We start from the raw sequence: 19,269 nt of genomic DNA, 5'->3' as shown, positions 1-19,269 counted from the left end.
AGCCCGGGGGCCTGCCGCGCACCACGCGTGGCAGGCCCCCGCGCTTGCCCCCCGTCCTGTCCTGGACACCCTCCGCACGACGACGCGACACACCGACCCGGAAGAGACTGCGAGAGACATGAGCGAGATCCCCGCCGACGACATCCCGGCCCTCCTGCTGCGCACCCTCCCGGAGTGTGCGGAGTTCATCGCCGAGAAGTACGAGATGCCGGCGGAGGCGGCCGTCCGGACCGAAGCCGTCGCCGTGGACCTGTACGGGCTGCTCGCCGAATGCCTCACCACGCCGGTCCTGATGCCGCAGCTGGAGAGCGACGCTCCGGACCCTGAACTGCTGGCGCGCTGCTGGGACTTCGTGGAGCGGCTCACCGCGCATTCCCTGGAGAGCGTCCGGGGCGCCGCCTACTTCGAGGTCCTCGAACAGCTTCTGAACGCCGACGGCCTCGTGGAAGCCGCCTGGCCGTACATGAAGGAGCGGACGCGCGCCCGCACCCTCACGATGCTGGACTTCTACGGCGTCCACCTGCCCGGCATCGATCGCCGCTAGCACTCACAGCCGCACGATCACCAGCGCCGTGTCGTCGGTCGCGCCCCCGGGCGGCAGCAACTCCAGCAGGACGGCGTCGGCGAGGGCCTCCGGGTCGGCGTCCCGGTGGCGCGTGAGGGCGTCGGCGAGGCGGGCGAGGCCCGTGTCGATGTCCTCACGCCGCCGTTCCACGAGTCCGTCGGTGTACAGGGCGAGGGTGGCGCCGCTGGCGTAGGAGGTGCGCGCCTGGGGCCGGGGGATCGGCGTGGGCCGCGCGTCGAGCGGGGGGTCGGTGGCCCGGTCGAGGAACTCCACCCGGCCGTCGGTGTGGACGAGCGCGGGCGGAGGGTGCCCGGCGCTGCTGTAGGTGATGGTGTGGTGGTCGAAGTCGATGAAGGTGGTGACCGCCGTGGCGGATTCGGCGCCGTCCACGACGTGCGCGTACCGCCCGAGGACGTTCAGCGCCTCGGCCGGGCCCGAGGCGACCCGGGAGGTCGCGCTGAGCGCGCTGCGCAGCTGGCCCATCACCCCGGCGGCCTCCAGGCCGTGCCCGACGACGTCGCCGACCGACACGCCGAGGCGGTTCCCGCCGACGAGGTCCACCAGGTCGTACCAGTCCCCGCACACGTTGAGCGCGCCGACCGCCGGCCGGTAGCGGACGGCGGCCCGGTGGTGCCCGACCTGCCGTCCGGCGGGCAGCATCGCCTCCTGGAGGGCGAGGGCCACCTCACGCTCACGGGCGTGCGCCAGCCGCAGCCGTTCGTTGAGTTCCTGGAGTTCACGGGCCCGGGTGTACAGCTCGGCCTCCAGGACGCGGCCCCGGCTGCCCGCCCGCGCGGCGTCCCCGGCCGTCCCGCGGCCGCCGCGGGCCCGGATCAGCTCGGTGACCTCCTCGACCCGGTGCACCAGCAGCACCACCGAGCCGTCCGGACCGTGGACGGGCGCGTTGACGGGGCTCCAGTAGCGCTCGTCCCACTCGCCGGGCCGCTCGCTCGACTCGACGTCGTAACGCTGGAGCGCCATGGCCTCCCGCTCGCCGGTCGCCAGCACCCGGTGCAGTGACGCCTCCAGGTTGCGCATGCCGCTCGCGGCCCCGTCGTTCGGGTTGTCGGGGAAGACGTCGAAGAGGTGCCGGCCGACCAGTTGCTCGTGCTTGCGGCCGGTCACCCGCAGGAAGTCCCTGTTGGCGTCCGCGTACACCAGCTCGGGCGTCAGCAGCGCCACCATGCCCGGCAGCTCCTGGAACACCGCCGCGTAGTCGATCGCTTTGTCGTTCATGGCCGCGCCCCATCCGCCGGTCTTGCGTCAGTTTCTCATGTCATGTGACGAATGGGGGGGATGCATCGCTTTGCGGAGCCGGTCACCCGTCGGGATCCGTGAGCGACTGCTCCGCCCAGATGATCTTTCCTTCGGGGAGAAAGCGGGTGCCCCACCGCTGCGTGACCTGCGAGACCAGCAGCAGCCCGCGGCCGCCCTCGTCGGTGGCGCGGGGGTGGCGCAGATGCGGCGCGGTGGTGCCGCCGTCGAAGACCTCGCAGACCAGGGTGCGCTCGCGGATCAGCCGCAGCCGGATGGGTCCGGAGGCGTACCGGATGGCGTTGGTGACCAGCTCGCTCACGACCAGCTCGGTGGTGAACGACAGCTCCGTCAGACCCCACTCCGCCAGCCGGCGGCTCGCGGTCTTGCGGGCCTCGGCCACCGCCGCCGGGTCGGCGGGCAGCTCCCAGTCGGCGACCCGGTCCGCCGGCAGCCGCCGGGTCCGGGCCATCAGCAGCGCCACGTCGTCGTACGGACGGGCCGGGACCAGGGCGTCGATCACCGTCCCGCAGCGCAGCTCGAGCGTGTCCGCCGACTGCTCCAGGGCCTGCCGCAGCCGCTCCCGGTCCGTGTCCAGTGCCCACCGCTCGCCGCGGGCCAGCAGACCGTCGGTGTGCAGCGCCAGCGTGCTGCCCTCCGCAAGGGTCACCTCCGCCGACTCGAACGGCGCCCCGCCCGCGCCGAGCGGCGGCCCCTGGGGAAGCTCGATGAACGTGACGGTGCCGTCGGGCAGGATGACGGCCGGAGCGGGGTGCCCGGCCGCGGCCATCACGCACCGCCCGTCGACCGGGTCGTAGACGACGTACACGCACGCGGCGCCCACCGTCCGGGCGCCGTCCGTCCACGGATCCTGCGGATCCGTCTCCGCCGCCGCGCCCTCCTCGTCGTCCATCCGGGTCACCAGGTCGTCGAGGTGCGCGAGGATCTCCTCCGGCGGCAGGTCCAGGGCGGCGAGGGTGCGCACGGCGGTCCGTACCCGGCCCATGGCCGCGGCGGCGTCGATGCCGTGTCCGGGCACCTCGCCGACGACCAGCGCCACCCGCGCGCCCGACAGCGGGATCAGGTCGTACCAGTCGCCGCCGAGGCCGGTCAGCTCGTCGGCGGGCCGGTAGCAGGCGGCCACCTCGACCGCGTCCTGATCGGGCAGCCTGCGGGGGAGCAGATTGCGCTGGAGCACCAGGGCCGCGTCCCGTTCCCGCGTGTAGCGGCGGGCGTTGTCCACGCAGACGGCCGCGCGGGAGACCAGGTCCTCGGCGAGGACCAGATCGTCCTCGCCGAAGGGCTCGTGCGGGTCCCGCCGCAGGAAGGTGGTCACGCCGAGGGTGACGCCGCGCGCCCGGACCGGCACGATCAGGGCACTGGGCGGCGCGGACCCGGCGGGCAGACCCGCGACCCACTCCTCGATGAGCGGATCGAGCGGATCCAGCGGATCGAGGCGTTCGACCCGCCAGGGCCGCCCGCCGGCCAGACAGCGCACCGCGGGGGAGCCGGCCCGGTGCACGACCTCCCGGCTGCCCGTCGCCCCTCCGGTGCCTCCGGTCGGCCGCCGCCCCGCCCTGCGCAGTGTGACGGAGTCGTCCGCGCCGTCCGGCGCGTGGCCGTCCGGCGCCTGGCCGGGCGCGGGCTCCGCGCCCCGCAGCACCGGCTCCAGCAGATCCACGGTGACGAGATCGGCGAAGCCCGGCACCGCCACGTCCGCCAGTTCCTGGGCGGTCCGGGCGATGTCCAGGCTGCGGCCGATGCGCCGGCCGGCCCGGTCGAGCAGGGCGAGCCGCTGCCGGGCGCGGTGCCGGTCGGTCATGTCCACGACCGTGTAGTAGACGCCCATCGGGCCGCCCCGGTCGTCGTCCAGGCGCGTGAACGACAGCATGTGCGCCGTCTCGCGGTGGGGGGCGGCCCGTACCCGCCCCACGAGCTCGAAGCCGAGGACGGGTTCGCCGGTCGCCAGCACCCGGCGCATCTGCGCCTCGATCGCCTCCGCGTCCAGCCCCGGCTGGACCTCGGCCAACCGCAGCCCCAGCCGTTGCTCGGGCGGACCGCCGCCGAACGCGGACAGAGCCGCGTTCGACCACACGAAACGCAGGTCGGTGTCGACCATCGCGATGCCGATCGGGGAGGCGCCGATCATCCGCTCCAGCACCGCGCGGCTCATGTCCCAGCCGGGTGCGTCCTCCATCTCGTTGAGCAGGACCAGCCAGCGCGCGCTGCCGCCCGGCTCGTCGGCCGAGGTGATCCGCGCCATCACGGACACCGGCCGCCCGTCCCGGTGGCGGGCGGACAGCAGTCCCGCCCAGCCGCCGTCCCGACGGCACCGGTCCATGACGTACGGCAGCCGTCCGGCGTCCCCGGGGGCGAGCAGCCCGGCCAGGTCCCCGCCCACCGCCTCGGCGGCCGGGTACCCCAGCATGCGCTCGGCGTCCCTGGTCCAGCTCGTCACCACCCCCCGCGTGTCGAGCAGCAGGGGGGCGGTGTCCGCCACGTCGAACCACCGGCGGGCAACGTCTTCCTCGTCGTGTGCGCCCACGGCCGACCTCTCTGTCGCTGAGAGTGGTCTACCACCTCCTGACTCAGTCTTCACCCTGCCTGCCCGACAGCGGCGGAGCCACCCGGGAGGCGGGTGCCGCGCGCCGGCGCGGCCGGGAATCCGCGCCCCTGGCGGGGCGCGTCCCTCAGACGTCCCGCGTCAGCACGCCCTCCAAGGTGGCCAGCGCCGAAGTCAGTTCCTCGCCGGTGATGGTCAGTGGCGGCGCCAGCCGGATGGTCGAGCCGTGGGTGTCCTTGACCAGAACGCCCTCCCGCATGAGGCGCTCGCTCACCTCACGGCCGGTGCCCAGCGCCGGGTCGACGTCGACACCCGCCCACAGCCCGCGCGCCCGGAAGCCGACGACGCCCTTGCCGACAAGCGCTGTCAGCCCGTCCCGCAGGACGGCGCCCAGCTCCGTCGCCCGGCGCTGGAACTCACCGGTCTCCAGCAACTCCACCACCGCCGTGCCGACCGCGGCGGCCAGCGGATTGCCGCCGAACGTCGAACCGTGCTCGCCCGGCCGCAGCACCGACAGCACCTCCCGCCGGGCCACCACCGCCGACACCGGCACGATCCCGCCGCCCAGCGCCTTGCCGAGCAGCAGGACGTCGGGAACGACGCCCTCGTGCTCCACGGCGAGCGTCCGCCCGGTGCGGCCGAGCCCGGACTGGATCTCGTCCGCGACGAACAGGCAGTTCTTGCGCCGGGTCAGTTCCCGCACGCCGGCCAGATAGCCGTCGTCGGGGATGACGACACCCGCCTCGCCCTGGATCGGCTCGATCAGCACCGCCGCCGTCGTCTCGTCGACGGCCGCCTCCAGCGCGGCCAGGTCGTTGTACGGCACGATCCGGAAGCCCGGGGTGAACGGCCCGAAGCCCGACCGCGCCGTCTCGTCCGTCGAGAAGCTCACGATCGTCGTCGTACGGCCGTGGAAGTTCTCGGCGGCCACCACGATCGTCGCCCGGTCGGCGGGTACGCCCTTCACCTCGTACGCCCACTTGCGGGCCACCTTGATGCCGCTCTCCACGGCCTCCGCGCCCGTGTTCATCGGCAGGACCATGTCCAGGCCGGTCAGCGCCGCGAGCCGCTCGGCGAACTCGGCGAGGCGGTCGTTGTGGAAGGCACGGGAGGTGAGGGTGAGACGGTCCAGCTGGCGGTGGGCCGCCTCGATCAGCAGCGGGTGCCGGTGGCCGAAGTTGAGGGCGGAGTAACCGGCCAGCATGTCGAGGTACCGGCGGCCCTCGACGTCCCGCACCCAGGCGCCCTCGGCGCTCGCGACGACCACGGGCAGCGGATGGTAGTTGTGCGCGAGGACGGGCTCCTCGGCCCGGATCAGATCGGCGGAGGTGCGCGTCGAGGCGACGGGTGCGGTCATGAACGGATCTCCTGCGTGCAGCATTTGATGCCACCGCCGGCCTTCTGGAACTCCGAGAGGTCGACGGGGACGGGGACATAGCCGCGCTCGGTGAGACGGGAGGCCAGGGCCTCGGCCCGGGGCGCGATGAAGACATGGCGTCCGTCGGAGACCGAGTTCAGGCCGAACGCCATGGCGTCGTCGCGGGTGGCGAGCACCGCGTCGGGATACAGCCGGGCGAGCACCTCACGGCTGCCGGAGGAGAACGCCTCCGGGTAGTACGAGATGTTGTCGTCGTCCAGGACGAACAGTGCCGTGTCCAGGTGGTAGAAGTGCGGGTCCACCAGGGTCAGGCTGATCACCGGATGACCGAAGAACTCCTGCACCTCCCGGTGCGCCTCCCGGGTCGTCCGGAAGCCGGTGCCGGCCAGCACGTACCGGCCCGTCCACACCAGGTCGCCCTCGCCCTCGCAGACGGACTCCGGCCGGTGGACGTCGTAGCCCGCCGTCTTGAACCAGGTGTCGTAGTGCGCGGACTCCGGCCGCCGCTCGGGCGCGTGGAACAGCGAGCCGAACACCCGGCCCGCCACCACGACCGCCGAGTTCGCGGCGAAGACCATGTCCGGCAGACCGGGGGCCGGCTCCACGGTGTCCACGGTGTGGCCGTGGGTACGGTAGGCGCGGATCAGCGCCTGCCACTGCTCCTGGGCGAGGTCGACGTCGACGGGACTGTCGGGGCGCATCCAGGGGTTGATCGCGTACTGCACGGCGAAATGTCTGGGTTCACAGACGAGGAAGCGCCGGGGGCGCCGCACACGGGTCTCGGTCACAGAGAGGTACCTCCACCTTTCCGTATGTCCCACGGTGTCGACTGGGGGTTGACACCACGGTAGGAACTGACCGGGACGCCCGACAAGGAACAAGCATTGCGTGTCGACGCAGGAATGCTGCGTGATATGCCTGGTCGACGCAGCTTGGCTGCGCCCATGCGGGTTTATTCGGGAGCGGGCTGGCTCGCACCCGCCTCCGGGCTGTCCGGCAGCAGATGGGACAGCACCATCACGCTGATCGTCTTCCGGATGAAGGGCTCGGCCCGGATGCGCTCCAGCACGTTCTCGAAGTGCTCCACGTCCCGCGCCCGCACGTGCAGCAGCGCGTCCGCCCCACCCGTCACCGTCATCGCCGCGGTGATCTCCGGATGGTTGCGCGCCACCTCCGCGAGGCGCCTGGGGGGCGCGGCGCCCTCGCAGTACACCTCCACGTACGCCTCCGTGCGCCAGCCCAGCGCCGACGGCTGCACGGTGGCCGTGAATCCCGTGATCACCCCGGTGTCCCGCAGCCGGTCCACCCGGCGCTTGACGGCCGTCGAGGACAGGCCGACGGCCGTCCCGATCTCGGCGAAGCTCGTCCTGGCATTCGCCATCAGAGCGGTGACGATCTTCCGGTCGAGCTCGTCGAAAGGGGCGGGGCCGCTGTTCATGCGGGCACTGTATCCAGCGCATGCGTCCACACCCCCGTACATGTCCAGGCGCGCGGATCGCCCCTACACTCCACCTTCATGCTGCGCGCCCTCGCCGTCGACGACGAACGCCCCTCGCTGGAGGAGCTGCTGTACCTGCTCACCGCGGACCCCCGGATCGCCGCCGTGGAGGGCGCCGGTGACGCGACCGAGGCGCTGCGCCGCATCAACCGGGCCCTGGAGTCCGGCCCGGACGGCCCCGAGGCCATCGACGTGGTCTTCCTGGACATCCAGATGCCCGGCCTCGACGGCCTCGACCTGGCCCGTCTCCTCACCGGCTTCGCCCGGCCGCCCCTGGTCGTGTTCGTCACCGCCCACGAGGACTTCGCCGTCCAGGCCTTCGACCTCAAGGCCGTCGACTACGTCCTCAAGCCCGTCCGCAAGGAACGCCTCGCCGAGGCGGTCCGTCGCGCCGTCGAACTCAGGGCCGCCGAACGCCGCGGGGCCCCTGCGCGCATCCCCGTGCACGAGCCCGACCCGGACCACATACCCGTCGAGCTCGGCGGGGTGACCCGCTTCGTCGCGGTCGACGACATCACCCACGCCGAGGCCCAGGGCGACTACGCCCGGCTGCACACCGAGCGCGGCAGCCACCTGGTCCGGATCCCGCTGTCCACCCTGGAGGAGCGATGGCGGGCCCGCGGCTTCGTCCGCATCCACCGCCGCCATCTCGTCGCCCTGCGCCACATAGGCGAACTCCGCCTGGACGCGGGCACGGTGAGCGTCCTGGTCGGCGGCGAGGAACTCCAGGTCAGCCGCCGCCACACCAGGGAACTGCGCGACCTGCTGATGAGGAGGCCCTGACGATGCCGAACCAGGACCCCGCCGAGCGGCGGGTCGTCGTCACCGGCCCCGCCCGCCGAACCGTCCCCCACGCCCGGCTCCGCTCGCGCGGGCGGTACCCCCACGCCTTCGGGTACTACCGTCCGCGGACCGAGATCGACGAGCAGACCACCCTCGGCCACACCTATGTCCGCTCCCTGATGCGCTCCCAACTGCGCGCCGCCCTCGCGGTGTTCGCCGTGCTCACCCTGCTGGTGGGCCCGCTGCCGCTGCTCTTCGCGGCGATGCCCGACTCCCGCCGCCTCGAATGGGCGGTCCTCGGTTTCGGTCTCTACGCCCCGCTCGTCCTGCTGGCCCGCTGGTACGTGCGCCGCGCCGAACGCAACGAGCGGGACTTCGTACGCCTGGTCGAGGACCGATGAACTCGGCCTTCGCCGTCCCCGCCGTCGCGCTCGTCGTCGTCGCGACTGTCCTCGTCGGAGCCTTCGGCCTGCGCATCTCCCGCACGACCTCCGACTTCTACGTCGCCTCACGCACCGTCGGCCCGCGCCTCAACGCGGCCGCCATCAGCGGCGAGTACCTCTCCGCCGCCTCCTTCCTCGGCATCGCGGGCCTGGTCCTGGTCCAGGGGCCCGACATGCTCTGGTACCCCGTCGGCTACACCGCCGGCTACCTGGTCCTGCTCCTCTTCGTCGCGGCCCCGCTGCGCCGCTCCGGCGCCTACACCCTCCCCGACTTCGCCGAGGCCCGGCTCGCCTCCCAGTCGTCCCGGCGGCTCGCGGGCGCCTTCGTCGTGGGCGTCGGCTGGCTCTACCTGCTGCCCCAACTCCAGGGCGCCGGGCTGACCTTGACCGTTCTGACCGGCGCCCCCGACTCACTGGGCGGGCTGATCGTGGCGGTCGTCGTCACCGCGACCGTCGCCGCGGGCGGTATGCGCAGCATCACCTTCGTGCAGGCCTTCCAGTACTGGCTCAAGCTCACCGCCCTGCTCGTGCCCGCCCTCTTCCTGGTGCTCGCCTGGCAGGGCGACGGCGCCCCCCGCGACGCCTTCGGGGAACCGGCCACCTTCCGCGACCAGCGCGTCGTCCGCGTCGACGACACCCTCGACCTCAGACTGGACCGCCCCCTGACCGTGACGGTGGACGGCCGCGTCGACGGCCGCCCGCACCGCGACGCCGTGCTCCGGCTCCCCGTCGGCATCCACCACATCGAGCGGGGCACCCGCCTCACCTTCGCCGAGGGCACCGCCGTCCCCGTCGCCGAGCGCGGCGGCAACGGCGGCATGTCCACCTCGCTCGCCGCCGGGCGGGAGGAGCGGCCCCTGTACGCCACCTACGGCCTGATCCTCGCGACCTTCCTCGGCACCATGGGCCTGCCGCACGTCGTCGTCCGCTTCTACACCAGCCCGCACGGGGTCGCCGCCCGCCGCACCACGGTCGCCGTCCTCGCCCTGATCGGCGCCTTCTACCTGCTGCCGCCCGTCTACGGCGCCCTGGGCCGCCTCTACGCCCCCGAGCTGGCCCTCGGCGGCGACGCCGACGCGGCGGTGCTGCTGCTGCCCGACCGGGTGATCGGCGGCCTCGGCGGCGAGCTGCTGGGCGCGCTGGTCGCCGGGGGAGCCTTCGCCGCCTTCCTGTCCACCGCGTCCGGCCTGACGCTGGCCGTCGCGGGCGTGCTCACCCAGGACGTCCTGCCGAGCCGCGGCGTACGGCACTTCCGGCTGGGCACCGGGCTGGCCATGGCCGTGCCCCTCGCCGCGAGCCTGCTGGTGGGCGGACTGCCGGTGGCCGACGCGGTCGGGCTGGCCTTCGCGGTGTCGGCGTCGTCCTTCTGCCCGCTCCTGGTCCTCGGCATCTGGTGGCGACGCCTGACTCCGCCCGGCGCCGCCGCCGGGATGCTGGTGGGCGGCGGTTCGGCGTTCCTCGCCGTCGCCGCGACCATGGCGGGCCTCCCCGGCACGGGCGGCCTGCACGCGCTGCTCGCCTGGCCCGCGCTGTGGTCCGTACCGCTCGGCTTCCTCACCATGATCCTCGTGTCCCTGTCCACCCCGGGGCGGGTCCCGGCGGGCACGGCGGCGATCCTGGCCCGATTCCACCTGCCCGAGGAACTGCGCACGGAAGAGCTGCGGGCGGCGGAGGCGAAGGCATGAGCGGCTTCCTGGCGGGCGTCTGCATCGCGATCCTCCCCTTCCTCGCCGTGGGCTTCTGGCTGGGCCGCCGCACCGCCCGCCCGGAGAACCTCGGCGGCCTGGGCACGCCCGTCGAGCACGCCACCTTCGAGACCCTGCACACCGCCTCGCTCGCCGCGCCCCCGCTCAGGGCGGGGCTCACCGAGGAGACGGCCCGCAGATCGGCCCGCAGACTGCGCACCCTGCTCGGCACGGACGCCCTGTGCCTGACCGACGAGACGGAGGTGCTGGTCTGGGACGGCGTGGGGTCGCATCACCGCGCCGAGATCATGGAACGGCTGGCCGGCCCCCTGGAGAGCGGGCGGGGCGAGGCCTTCCGGCTCACCTGCGAGCACGCCGACTGCCCCGTCCGCTGGGCCGTGCTCGCCCCGCTCACCGTCGACGACCGGGTGCACGGCGTCCTCGTGGCCTGCGCGCCCCGTGAGTCGGCCGTCCTGGTCCGGGCGGCCGGCGAGGTGGCCCGCTGGGTGAGCGTCCAGCTGGAGCTGGCGGACCTCGACCAGTCCCGCACGAAACTGATCGAGGCGGAGATCAAGGCCCTGCGCGCCCAGATCTCCCCGCACTTCGTCTTCAACTCGCTCGCGGTGATCGCGTCGTTCGTCCGCACCGACCCCGAACGCGCCCGCGAGCTGCTCCTGGAGTTCGCCGACTTCACCCGCTACTCGTTCCGCAGACACGGCGACTTCACCACCCTCGCCGACGAACTGCACGCCATCGACCACTACCTGGCGCTGGTCCGGGCCCGCTTCGGCGACCGGCTGTCCGTCACCCTCCAGATAGCCCCCGAGGTCCTCCCGGTGGCCCTGCCCTTCCTCTGCCTGCAGCCGCTCGTCGAGAACGCCGTCAAGCACGGTCTGGAGGGCAAGGCCGACAAGTGCCACATCCAGATCACCGCGCAGGACGCCGGCGCCGAGGCCCTGGTGGTCATCGAGGACGACGGCGCCGGCATGGACCCGGTCGCCCTGCGCCGCATCCTGGCCGGTGAGGTGAGCCCCTCCGGGGGCATCGGCCTGTCCAACGTGGACGACCGGCTCCGCCAGGTGTACGGCGACGACTACGGCCTGGTCATCGAGACGGCCCTGGGGGCGGGGATGAAGATCACCGCCCGGCTGCCGAAGTACCAGCCGGGCGTGCACTCCGCGGCCCGCCTCACCGGTGGCCAGGGCCGGGCCGCGTCATGACCATGGCGAGCGTGATCAGGCCCAGCACGACCCAGCCGAACCACAGCCAGCCGTTGCTGCCGAGCGCCACCGTGTAGGCGGTCACCGCGACGAGTCCGCCGACGGTGAGCACCCCCATGGTCTTCGTGGAACTGTCCGTGGTACCTGCCATCGCGACACCTTCCTCGGGGCCGCCCTCCGCAGGGCGCGTCCCCTCCATGGTGCCCCGGGTTCAGCGCCCGTGGGTGTCGAGCGACGCAAGATAGGCGTTGTACGCCGCCAGCTCCTGGTCGCCGTCGCGGTCCGCGGCCCGGTCCTTGCGCTTGGCCTGCCGCTGCTCGGAGCCGTGCCACTGGAACAGCAGCGCGATCAGCACCAGCACGGACGGGATCTCGCTGAACGCCCAGGCGATGCCGCCGGCCGCGTTCTGGTCGGTGAGCGCGTCGATGCCGAGCGAGGCGGGCGGGTTCTCGAACGTCGAGACCATCGGCTGCGACGCCATCATCAGGGCGATGCCGAAGAACGCGTGGAACGGCATGCCCGCGAAGAGCTCCAGCATCCGCATCAGATAGCCCGGCCGGTTCGGACCCGGGTCCACACCGATGATCGGCCAGAAGAACACGACGCCCACGGCGAGGAAGTGCACCATCATCGCGAGGTGCCCCGCCCTGGAGCCCATCAGGAAGTCGAAGATCGGCGTGAAGTACAGCGCGTACAGGCTCGCGATGAACAGCGGGATGGTGAACGCGGGATGGGTGACGATCCGCATGTAGCGGCTGTGCAGCAGCATCAGCAACAGCTCACGCGGCCCCTTGTGACCCCGGCCGGCGGCCGGCAGGGCGCGCAGCGCCAGCGTCATCGGCGCGCCGAGCAGGATCAGGATCGGCGACAGCATGCTGATCACCATGTGCTGCACCATGTGCACGCTGAACATGACCATGCCGTAGTCGTTCAGCCTGGTGCACATGACGAGCCCTATGGTCAGCACACCGACGACGAACGAGACGGTCCGCCCCACCGGCCACGCGTCCCCGCGCCGACGCAGCCGCAGGACCCCCCACCCGTACAGGCCCAGCGCCATCAGACAGCCGACGAGGAAGAACGGGTCCGCCGACCACTGAAGGCCCCGCCCCAGCGTGAACGGCGGCAGATCCATGGTCATGCCGTGCCCGCTGTGTCCCATGCCGCCGGCTCCTGATTCGTGGGGGGTTGTACGTTTCCTGCCGCCCACAAGAGTAGAGAAGCCCCCGGCGATCTCTGTCACCGGGGGCGAACGGTCCTGCCGAGCCGCGCCGCACCGGGGGCGCCCCCCCGGGCCGCACCGCAGGACGAACGGCTAGAGGACGGTCTCCGCCTCCGCGTACCGGTCCTCGGGGACGGTCTTGAGCGTCGCGACCGCCTCCGCCAGCGGCACCATCACGATGTCCGTCCCGCGCAGGGCCGTCATCTTCCCGAACTCGCCCCGGTGCACCGCCTCCACCGCGTGCCAGCCGAACCGTGTGGCGAGCACCCGGTCGTACGCGGTCGGCGTGCCGCCGCGCTGCACATGCCCCAGGATGACCGGCCGGGCCTCCTTGCCGAGCCGGGACTCCAGCTCGACGGAGAGCTGCCGGGCGATCCCGGCGAACCGCTCGTGCCCGTAGATGTCCTTCGCGCCCTCGTCGAAGGCCATGCTGCCGGCCTTGGGCTTCGCGCCCTCCGCCGCGACGACGATCGCGAACCGCTTGCCCGCCTCGAACCGCTCGCCGACCCGGCGGGCCAGCTCCTCGATGTCGAAGGGGCGTTCCGGTACGACGATGGCGTGGGCGCCGGCCGCCATGCCGGACTGGAGCGCTATCCAGCCGGTGTGGCGTCCCATGACCTCGACGACCAGCACCCGCTGGTGCGACTCGGCGGTGGTCTTCAGCCGGTCCAGCGCCTCGGTCGCGACGCCGACCGCGGTGTCGAAACCGAAGGTGACGTCGGTGACCGCGATGTCGTTGTCGATGGTCTTCGGCACGCCCACGATGGGCAGTCCGCTGTCGTACATCAGCTTCGCGGCCTTGAGCGTGCCCTCACCCCCGATGGGGATGATCGCGTCGAGGCCGAGTTCCGCGACATGGCCCCGGGCCCGCTCCACGCCGTCCCGCAGATGCGAGGGCTGGACCCGGGAGGAGCCGAGGATCGTGCCGCCGCGGGCGAGGATGCCGCCCACCGCGTCGAGGTCGAGCTTGAGATAGTCGCACTCCAGGAGGCCCTTCCAGCCGTCCCGGAAGCCGATGACCTCGTCGCCGTGGTCGGCGACGGCACGGTGCACGACGGACCGGATGACGGCGTTCAGGCCGGGGCAGTCGCCGCCGGACGTGAGGACACCAATGCGCATAGCCCGAAACAACCTTCTCCACGTGGGCCGGTCCGGACCACACTGTCCGGCTCGAATCCCCGCCACCCTAGCGGCAGGAGGGGGCGGGGCCGAAGCATGCGTCCGCCTGCTGGACGCGCCTGCTCACCTGTGCGGATGTACCGTCAGACGGGCTGCTGACGGCACCCTGACCATCAGGTGAACACACGGTCACGCGGGCCGGCGCCGGCGGAGTGCCTACGCGGGCTGCTGCGCGGCGCTGATGCGCTCGTTGCGGAGGGCTTCGTACCAGTGGTCGTCGATCGGCGGCAGCGCGTTCACGTCGAGCGCCAGCTTCAGCAGCAGGTCCGCGATCAGCGGGTTACGGGCGAGCACCGGGCCGTGCATGTACGTGCCGAACACGGTGTCGTTGTACGCGCCCTCGGTGCCGTCGCCGGTGCCGTTGCCCTTCCCGAGCGAGACACGGGCCAGCGGGCGGGCCGTCGGACCGAGCTGGGTGACGCCCTGGTGGTTCTCGAAGCCGGTCAGCGGGGGCAGGCCGAGGCGCGGGTCGATGTCCCCGAGGACGTCGCCGACACACCGCTCGCCCTCGCCGCGCGTCGTCGTCACGTCCAGCAGACCGAGACCCGGCTCACGCTGGCCCAGGTCGTTGACGAACTCGTGGCCCAGGATCTGGTAACCGGCACACACCGCGAAGACGATCGCGCCGTTCTGCACCGCCTGGTACAGGTGCCCGTCCCGGCGCAGCCGCTCCGCCGCCAGCCGCTGCGGCCGGTCCTCGCCGCCCCCGATGAGGTAGATGTCGCCGGAGGTCGGGATCGGCTGGTCGCTGCGCACGTCGAGGCGCGCCACGTCGAGGCCGCGCTGCCGCGCGCGGCGCTCGACGACGAGGGCGTTGCCCTGGTCGCCGTAGGTGCTCAGCAGGTCCGGGTAGATCCACACCAGCCGCAGTTGGTTGTCGCTCATGGAAACGTCCTTAGTGGTCAGTTGCCGACGCGGCGGCGCAGGTCCTGGAACGCGGTGTAGTTCGCGATGACCTCGATCCGGCCCGGCGGCGCCTGCTGCACGGCCTGGTCGAGGTTCTCGCACACCTGGAAGTGCTGGTTGGCGACCTCCAGGCGCACCGCGAGGTCCAGCTTCCGGTCGCCCACGACGAAGATCGGGTGGCCGGTCAGACGCGTGTAGTCGACGTCCCACAGCCAGGAGGTGTCGGTGCCGTCGGCGCCGCGCGCGTTCACCGAGAGGATCACCGGGGTGGGCGGCGGATCGATCAGGCTGAACGTCTCGAGCCAGCCGGCCGGGTTCTTCGCGAGCAGCAGCCGCAGGTCACGCCCCTGGAACTGGACGACGTCGTAGCGCCCGGCGACGGCCTGCACCTGGTACATCCGCTCCAGCGCCACCTGCGGCGGCACCCCGAAGACGGCGGCCACGGCGGCCGAGGAGGCGGCGTTGGCCTTGTTGGCGCGGCCCGGCAGCTGCAGGTGGATCGGCCAGGCGGACCCGTGCGGGTCGAGGACGTGGTCCCCGGACAGCGCCCAGCTCGGCGTCGGACGCCGGAAGCCGCACTCGCCGCAGAACCAGTCGTCGCCGGGCCGCTGCATGACACCGCCGCAGGACGGGCACGACCAGGCGTCGTCCTTCCACATCTGCCCGGCGGCGACCCAGATCACGTTGGGGGAGGAGGAGGCGGCCCACACCACGAGCGGGTCGTCGGCGTTCGCGACCACGACGGCCTTGGAACCGGCGAGCCCCTCACGCCAGTTCTCCGCGAGCATGCGGGTCTCGGCCGCGCGGTCCAGCTGGTCGCGGGAGAGGTTGAGCAGCGCGATGCACTTGGGGGAGGTGTCCCGGGCGACGCCCGCGAGGTACTTCTCGTCGACCTCGATCACGCCGTAGCGGGCCTCGGAGCCGCCCGCGAGGGCGGAGGTGATGCCGGCCGGCATGTTGGCGCCGAGCGCGTTGGACACGACCGGACCGGCGGCGCGCAGGGCCTCGGCGATCAGCCGCGTGGTCGTGGTCTTGCCGTTGGTCGCCGACACGAGGATGACGTCCAGGTTCTGAGCGAGCCGGGCGAGGAGGTCGGGGTCGAGTTTGAGCGCCACCCGGCCGCCGATCACCGAACCGCTGCCGCGCCCCGCGGCGCGCGACGCCGCCGCGACCGCTTTGCCTGCGGTCACGGCGATCTTGGCCCGCGGCGTGAGCGGGTCCGAGTTGCCTGCCATCAGTTCTCGATCCTCCTTGCGTACGCGCCGCGCCTCTGCCGTACGGCAACGTGGTGGGTGGTCAGCCTATCGAGATCCATTCGCACTCCCGAATCCCGGCACCACCTCACGCCCGTGAGCGGCATGCGCGTGTCAGAAAGGACCGTACCCTTGCCGCCATGCGACACGGCTCCATCCCGGGCGCCCACGGGCGCGTCCGGCCCCTCTCCCTGCTCGGCGACCCCGTCCTGCACGCCCGTTGCGAGGACGTCACCGACTTCGGCCCCGAACTCGCCCGCCTCGTGGAGGACATGTTCGCCACGATGTACGCGGCCCAGGGCGTGGGCCTCGCCGCCAACCAGGTGGGCGAGGCGCTGCGGGTCTTCGTCTACGACTGTCCCGACGACGAGGACGTCCGCCACCTGGGACATGTGGTGAACCCACGGCTGGTGGAGGCGGACGGCATCGTCCTGCGCGGCCCGGAGGGCTGTCTGTCCCTGCCGGGTCTGGAGGCGGGGACGCGGCGCCACGACCACGCGGTGGTCGAGGGGTTCACGATGACGGGCGAGCCGATCACCGTGCACGGCACGGGATTCTTTGCCAGATGCTTGCAGCACGAGGCGGACCACCTGGAGGGCACGGTCTACGCGGACCGCGTGACCGGATGGCGCGGGAGGCGACTGATGCGCCAGGCCGCACGGGCCTCCTGGAGCCGGGTGACCGGTTCCAGCTAGTCGTGTCCGCGAAGCATCGCCGTCTGCGCGGAGGGCGGGGCTCGCGGCGTCCCGTGCGTGCGGTCGCGAGGCGCAGGGTCGGCCTCGCACCGGGTCGCGTGGGCGATCCCGACAACACGGCGAGTCCGCGGGCCGGACGTCGCGAGCCGGGCCGGACACTTGCGGACACGACCTCGGGGCGCGGGGTGGTCTTCCCCTGCGGCAGCGCCCGGCGGGCGTGGGCGGCCGCAGGCGTCCCGTGCCCGCCGGGCGGATGTCAGAACCCGGGGCCGCCGAGCTTGTCCCCGGCCGCCGCGAGGCGACCCCACAACAGATCGGCCAGACTGCGCACCAGTTCCGCCCGGGTGCAGGGCCGCTCGCCCAGCCACCAGTCCCCGGCCGCGTGCATCATCCCGACGATCCCGTGCCCCCACACCCGGGCCAGCTGCTGGCTGCCGGGTCCGAGGTCCACCCGGTCCTCGATGACCTGGGCCAGTTCCTCGCCCATCCGCCGGAGCAGGGGCGCCGAGTGCTTGCCGACGTCGAAACCCTGTTCGCCCGGCGAACCGTCCGACGGATGCATCAGGAACCGGTAGACCTGGGGCCGGGCCTCGATCGCCGCGAGGTAGGTGTCCAGAGTGGCCTCCACCCGCTCGCGGCGCTCGGCGGGCGCGTCCAGGGCGGCCCGCAGCGAGTCCAGCAGGGCGTCCGTGTGCCGTTTGGCGAGCGCGGCGTAGAGTCCGCCCTTGTCGCCGAAGTGCCGGTAGAGGATCGGTTTGGTGATGCCCGCCTCCGCCGCGATCGCGTTCATCGAGGCCTGCGGGCCGTCGCGCAGCACCACCCGGTCGGCGGCCTCCAGCAGCTCGCGCCTTCGGCGGTCGGCGGACCGTTGCTGCTCGGTCCGCTGCGTGGTGTCCATGAGCTCTCCCCACCCGTGCTGATTCGGTGACGCCTGCGCAAACTAACACCTGGCAGCAGCCTGGCATCGAACGGGCCGGGGGGCTCCCGGACCGTGGGCAGGAGTTGACTTTTCCTACCGACCGGTAACAGACTCACGTTACCGTTAGTAACACGCACGTCGCCGCTGGAGGGGACATGGCCGAGTTCACCATGGAGCTCAACGACGAACAGAAGGAGGTCCGGGACTGGCTGCACGGCTTCGCGGCCGACGTCATCCGCCCCGCGGCCGCCGAATGGGACGAGCGTGAGGAGACTCCCTGGCCGGTCATCCAGGAGGCCGCGAAGGTCGGCATCTACTCCCTCGACTTCTACGCGCAGCAGTACTTCGACCCCACCGGCCTCGGCATCCCGATGGCCATGGAGGAGCTGTTCTGGGGCGACGCGGGCATCGCCCTGTCGATCGTCGGCACCGGCCTCGCCGCCGTGGGCGTTCTCGCCAACGGCACCGAGGAGCAGATCGGCACCTGGATCCCGCAGATGTACGGCGATGCGAGCGACGTCAAGGTGGCCGCCTTCTGCTCCTCCGAGCCCGACGCCGGCTCGGACGTCGCCTCCCTGCGTACGCGTGCCGTGTACGACGAGGCCAAGGACGAGTGGGTGCTCAACGGCACCAAGACCTGGGCGACCAACGGCGGCATCGCCAACGTCCACGTGGTCGTCGCCGCCGTGGACACCGAGCTCGGTTCCAAGGGGCACGCCTCCTTCATCGTCCCGCCGGGCACCCCGGGTCTCGCCCAGGGCCAGAAGTTCAAGAAGCACGGCATCCGCGCCTCGCACACCGCCGAGGTCATCCTCGACAACGTGCGGATCCCCGGCTCCTGCCTCCTCGGCGGCAAGGAGAAGCTGGACGAGCGGCTGGCACGGGCCCGCGAGCGGGCGAAGGCGGGCGGCGGCGAGCGCGTGAAGAACGCGGCGATGGCGACCTTCGAGGCGTCGCGGCCGGCGGTCGGCGCCATGGCCGTCGGCACGGCCCGCGCCGCCTACGAGGTGGCCCTCGACTACGCCAAGACGCGTGAGCAGTTCGGCCGCCCGATCATCGACAACCAGGGCGTCGCCTTCCAGCTCGCGGACATGCGGACGCAGATCGACGCCGCGCGGCTGCTGGTCTGGCGCGCGTCCTGGATGGCGATCAACGGCAAGCCGTTCACCGCCGCCGAGGGCTCGATGTCGAAGCTGTACGCCAGCGAGACGGCGAAGACGGTCACCGCGCAGGCGATCCAGATTCTCGGCGGCAACGGCTACACCAGGGAGTACCCGGTGGAGCGCATGCACCGCGACGCGGCCATCTACACGATCTTCGAAGGCACGAGCGAGATCCAGCGCCTGGTGATCGCCCGCACGCTGTCGGGGATGCCGATCCGCTAGGACGGTCCCAGGACACCGCAGGACGACGTGGCACGGCCCCGGGGACGCCCCCGCGGCCTGCCCGATCAGCGGCAACCGGCTACGGCGCACCCCCGCTGCTGTGCGCGATGCACGCCACGTCGATCCGGTCGGCCAGCTTCGCGAGCTCGATGGTCAACGCGGCGACGGTGTCCTCGTCCAGCCCGTCGGCCCCGGCCTCGACGAGATGCAGCCACCGACCGCCCAACGTGCGGAGCAGCTTGCTCACGTCGGCCGCGGCCACCTGCAAGGTCCCGCGGTCGTCGACGATCAGAGGCAGAGTCACTTCGCGGTTCACATCCG

Annotated in this window: 19 protein-coding genes; 7 read left to right on the top strand and 12 right to left on the bottom strand. The window is 72.4% G+C overall.

Going from position 1 to position 19,269, the window contains the following annotated elements; all coding sequences use genetic code 11:
• Nucleotides 1–118 precede the first annotated feature (118 nt).
• A complete protein-coding gene (locus QF030_RS08335) occupies nt 119–544 on the top strand; it encodes a hypothetical protein (protein WP_307162019.1) in 426 nt (141 codons plus the stop codon).
• A gap of 3 nt (nt 545–547) precedes the next feature.
• Here the strand turns inward: QF030_RS08335 and QF030_RS08330 are convergent, their stop codons facing one another.
• The 5 genes from QF030_RS08330 to QF030_RS08310 form a co-directional block, all read right to left on the bottom strand.
• Nucleotides 548–1,801: a PP2C family protein-serine/threonine phosphatase gene (locus QF030_RS08330; protein ID WP_307162018.1), complete on the bottom strand. Its 1,254-nt coding sequence runs from the start codon at nt 1,799–1,801 to the stop codon at nt 548–550.
• An 82-nt stretch (nt 1,802–1,883) separates the two neighbouring features.
• Nucleotides 1,884–4,364: a SpoIIE family protein phosphatase gene (locus tag QF030_RS08325; protein ID WP_307162017.1), complete on the bottom strand. Its 2,481-nt coding sequence runs from the start codon at nt 4,362–4,364 to the stop codon at nt 1,884–1,886.
• Between the two features lie 145 nt (nt 4,365–4,509).
• A complete protein-coding gene (gene rocD / locus QF030_RS08320) occupies nt 4,510–5,739 on the bottom strand; it encodes an ornithine--oxo-acid transaminase (RefSeq protein ID WP_307162016.1) in 1,230 nt (409 codons plus the stop codon).
• On the bottom strand, nt 5,736–6,548 hold the full coding sequence (gene ddaH, locus QF030_RS08315; RefSeq protein ID WP_307162015.1) for a dimethylargininase: 813 nt from the start codon (nt 6,546–6,548) through the stop codon (nt 5,736–5,738). The genes rocD and ddaH overlap by 4 nt, the downstream gene beginning before the upstream one ends.
• Before the next feature lie 164 nt (nt 6,549–6,712).
• Complete coding sequence (locus QF030_RS08310) at nt 6,713–7,198, bottom strand: Lrp/AsnC family transcriptional regulator (protein WP_307162014.1); 486 nt, start codon at nt 7,196–7,198, stop codon at nt 6,713–6,715.
• A 78-nt stretch (nt 7,199–7,276) separates the two neighbouring features.
• Here QF030_RS08310 and QF030_RS08305 point away from each other — a divergent pair, with 78 nt between their 5' ends.
• From QF030_RS08305 to QF030_RS08290, 4 genes are read left to right on the top strand one after another with little or no spacing between them, the layout of a single operon-like run.
• A complete protein-coding gene (locus tag QF030_RS08305; protein WP_307162013.1) occupies nt 7,277–8,041 on the top strand; it encodes a LytR/AlgR family response regulator transcription factor in 765 nt (254 codons plus the stop codon).
• A gap of 2 nt (nt 8,042–8,043) precedes the next feature.
• Nucleotides 8,044–8,442 (top strand): hypothetical protein, encoded by a 399-nt coding sequence (locus tag QF030_RS08300; RefSeq protein ID WP_307162012.1) that lies wholly within the window; start codon nt 8,044–8,046, stop codon nt 8,440–8,442.
• Nucleotides 8,439–10,169 carry a sodium/solute symporter gene (locus tag QF030_RS08295; RefSeq protein WP_307162011.1) on the top strand — a complete coding sequence of 577 codons (1,731 nt, stop codon included), beginning with the start codon at nt 8,439–8,441 and terminating at the stop codon, nt 10,167–10,169. The genes QF030_RS08300 and QF030_RS08295 overlap by 4 nt, the downstream gene beginning before the upstream one ends.
• Nucleotides 10,166–11,389 (top strand): sensor histidine kinase, encoded by a 1,224-nt coding sequence (locus QF030_RS08290; RefSeq protein WP_307162010.1) that lies wholly within the window; start codon nt 10,166–10,168, stop codon nt 11,387–11,389. The genes QF030_RS08295 and QF030_RS08290 overlap by 4 nt, the downstream gene beginning before the upstream one ends.
• Here the strand turns inward: QF030_RS08290 and QF030_RS08285 are convergent.
• The 5 genes from QF030_RS08285 to QF030_RS08265 all read right to left on the bottom strand — a co-directional run bounded on the left by QF030_RS08285 (nt 11,358) and on the right by QF030_RS08265 (nt 15,931).
• Nucleotides 11,358–11,540 (bottom strand): hypothetical protein, encoded by a 183-nt coding sequence (locus QF030_RS08285; protein ID WP_171395885.1) that lies wholly within the window; start codon nt 11,538–11,540, stop codon nt 11,358–11,360. The genes QF030_RS08290 and QF030_RS08285 overlap by 32 nt on opposite strands.
• A gap of 60 nt (nt 11,541–11,600) precedes the next feature.
• Nucleotides 11,601–12,551 carry a cytochrome c oxidase assembly protein gene (locus QF030_RS08280; RefSeq protein WP_307162009.1) on the bottom strand — a complete coding sequence of 317 codons (951 nt, stop codon included), beginning with the start codon at nt 12,549–12,551 and terminating at the stop codon, nt 11,601–11,603.
• Nucleotides 12,552–12,704: 153 nt separating this feature from the next.
• On the bottom strand, nt 12,705–13,730 hold the full coding sequence (locus QF030_RS08275) for a 6-phosphofructokinase (RefSeq protein WP_307162008.1): 1,026 nt from the start codon (nt 13,728–13,730) through the stop codon (nt 12,705–12,707).
• A gap of 216 nt (nt 13,731–13,946) precedes the next feature.
• Entirely contained in the window at nt 13,947–14,675 is a 729-nt protein-coding gene (locus QF030_RS08270) for a type 1 glutamine amidotransferase (RefSeq protein WP_307162007.1), read from the bottom strand.
• Between the two features lie 17 nt (nt 14,676–14,692).
• A complete protein-coding gene (locus tag QF030_RS08265) occupies nt 14,693–15,931 on the bottom strand; it encodes a MurT ligase domain-containing protein (RefSeq protein WP_307162006.1) in 1,239 nt (412 codons plus the stop codon).
• A 158-nt stretch (nt 15,932–16,089) separates the two neighbouring features.
• On the opposite strand from QF030_RS08265, the gene def reads away from it, so the two are divergent.
• Nucleotides 16,090–16,644, top strand: a complete 555-nt coding sequence (gene def / locus QF030_RS08260; protein WP_307162005.1) for a peptide deformylase — start codon at nt 16,090–16,092, stop codon at nt 16,642–16,644.
• 256 nt (nt 16,645–16,900) lie between these two features.
• On the opposite strand, the gene QF030_RS08255 is transcribed toward def, so the two are convergent.
• Nucleotides 16,901–17,542: a TetR family transcriptional regulator gene (locus QF030_RS08255; RefSeq protein WP_020131608.1), complete on the bottom strand. Its 642-nt coding sequence runs from the start codon at nt 17,540–17,542 to the stop codon at nt 16,901–16,903.
• Nucleotides 17,543–17,718: 176 nt separating this feature from the next.
• Between QF030_RS08255 and QF030_RS08250 the strand changes: the two genes are divergently transcribed.
• On the top strand, nt 17,719–18,948 hold the full coding sequence (locus QF030_RS08250; RefSeq protein WP_307162004.1) for an acyl-CoA dehydrogenase family protein: 1,230 nt from the start codon (nt 17,719–17,721) through the stop codon (nt 18,946–18,948).
• Nucleotides 18,949–19,027: 79 nt separating this feature from the next.
• Here the strand turns inward: QF030_RS08250 and QF030_RS08245 are convergent, their stop codons facing one another.
• Nucleotides 19,028–19,264: a DUF6213 family protein gene (locus QF030_RS08245; RefSeq protein ID WP_028807142.1), complete on the bottom strand. Its 237-nt coding sequence runs from the start codon at nt 19,262–19,264 to the stop codon at nt 19,028–19,030.
• Nucleotides 19,265–19,269: the final 5 nt, after the last annotated feature.

It is taken from the genome of Streptomyces rishiriensis (assembly GCF_030815485.1).
GTDB classification, from domain to species: Bacteria; Actinomycetota; Actinomycetes; order Streptomycetales; family Streptomycetaceae; genus Streptomyces; species Streptomyces rishiriensis_A.
Note: the sequence above shows the minus strand (reverse complement) of the source record. Positions and strands in the feature narration are given on the sequence as shown.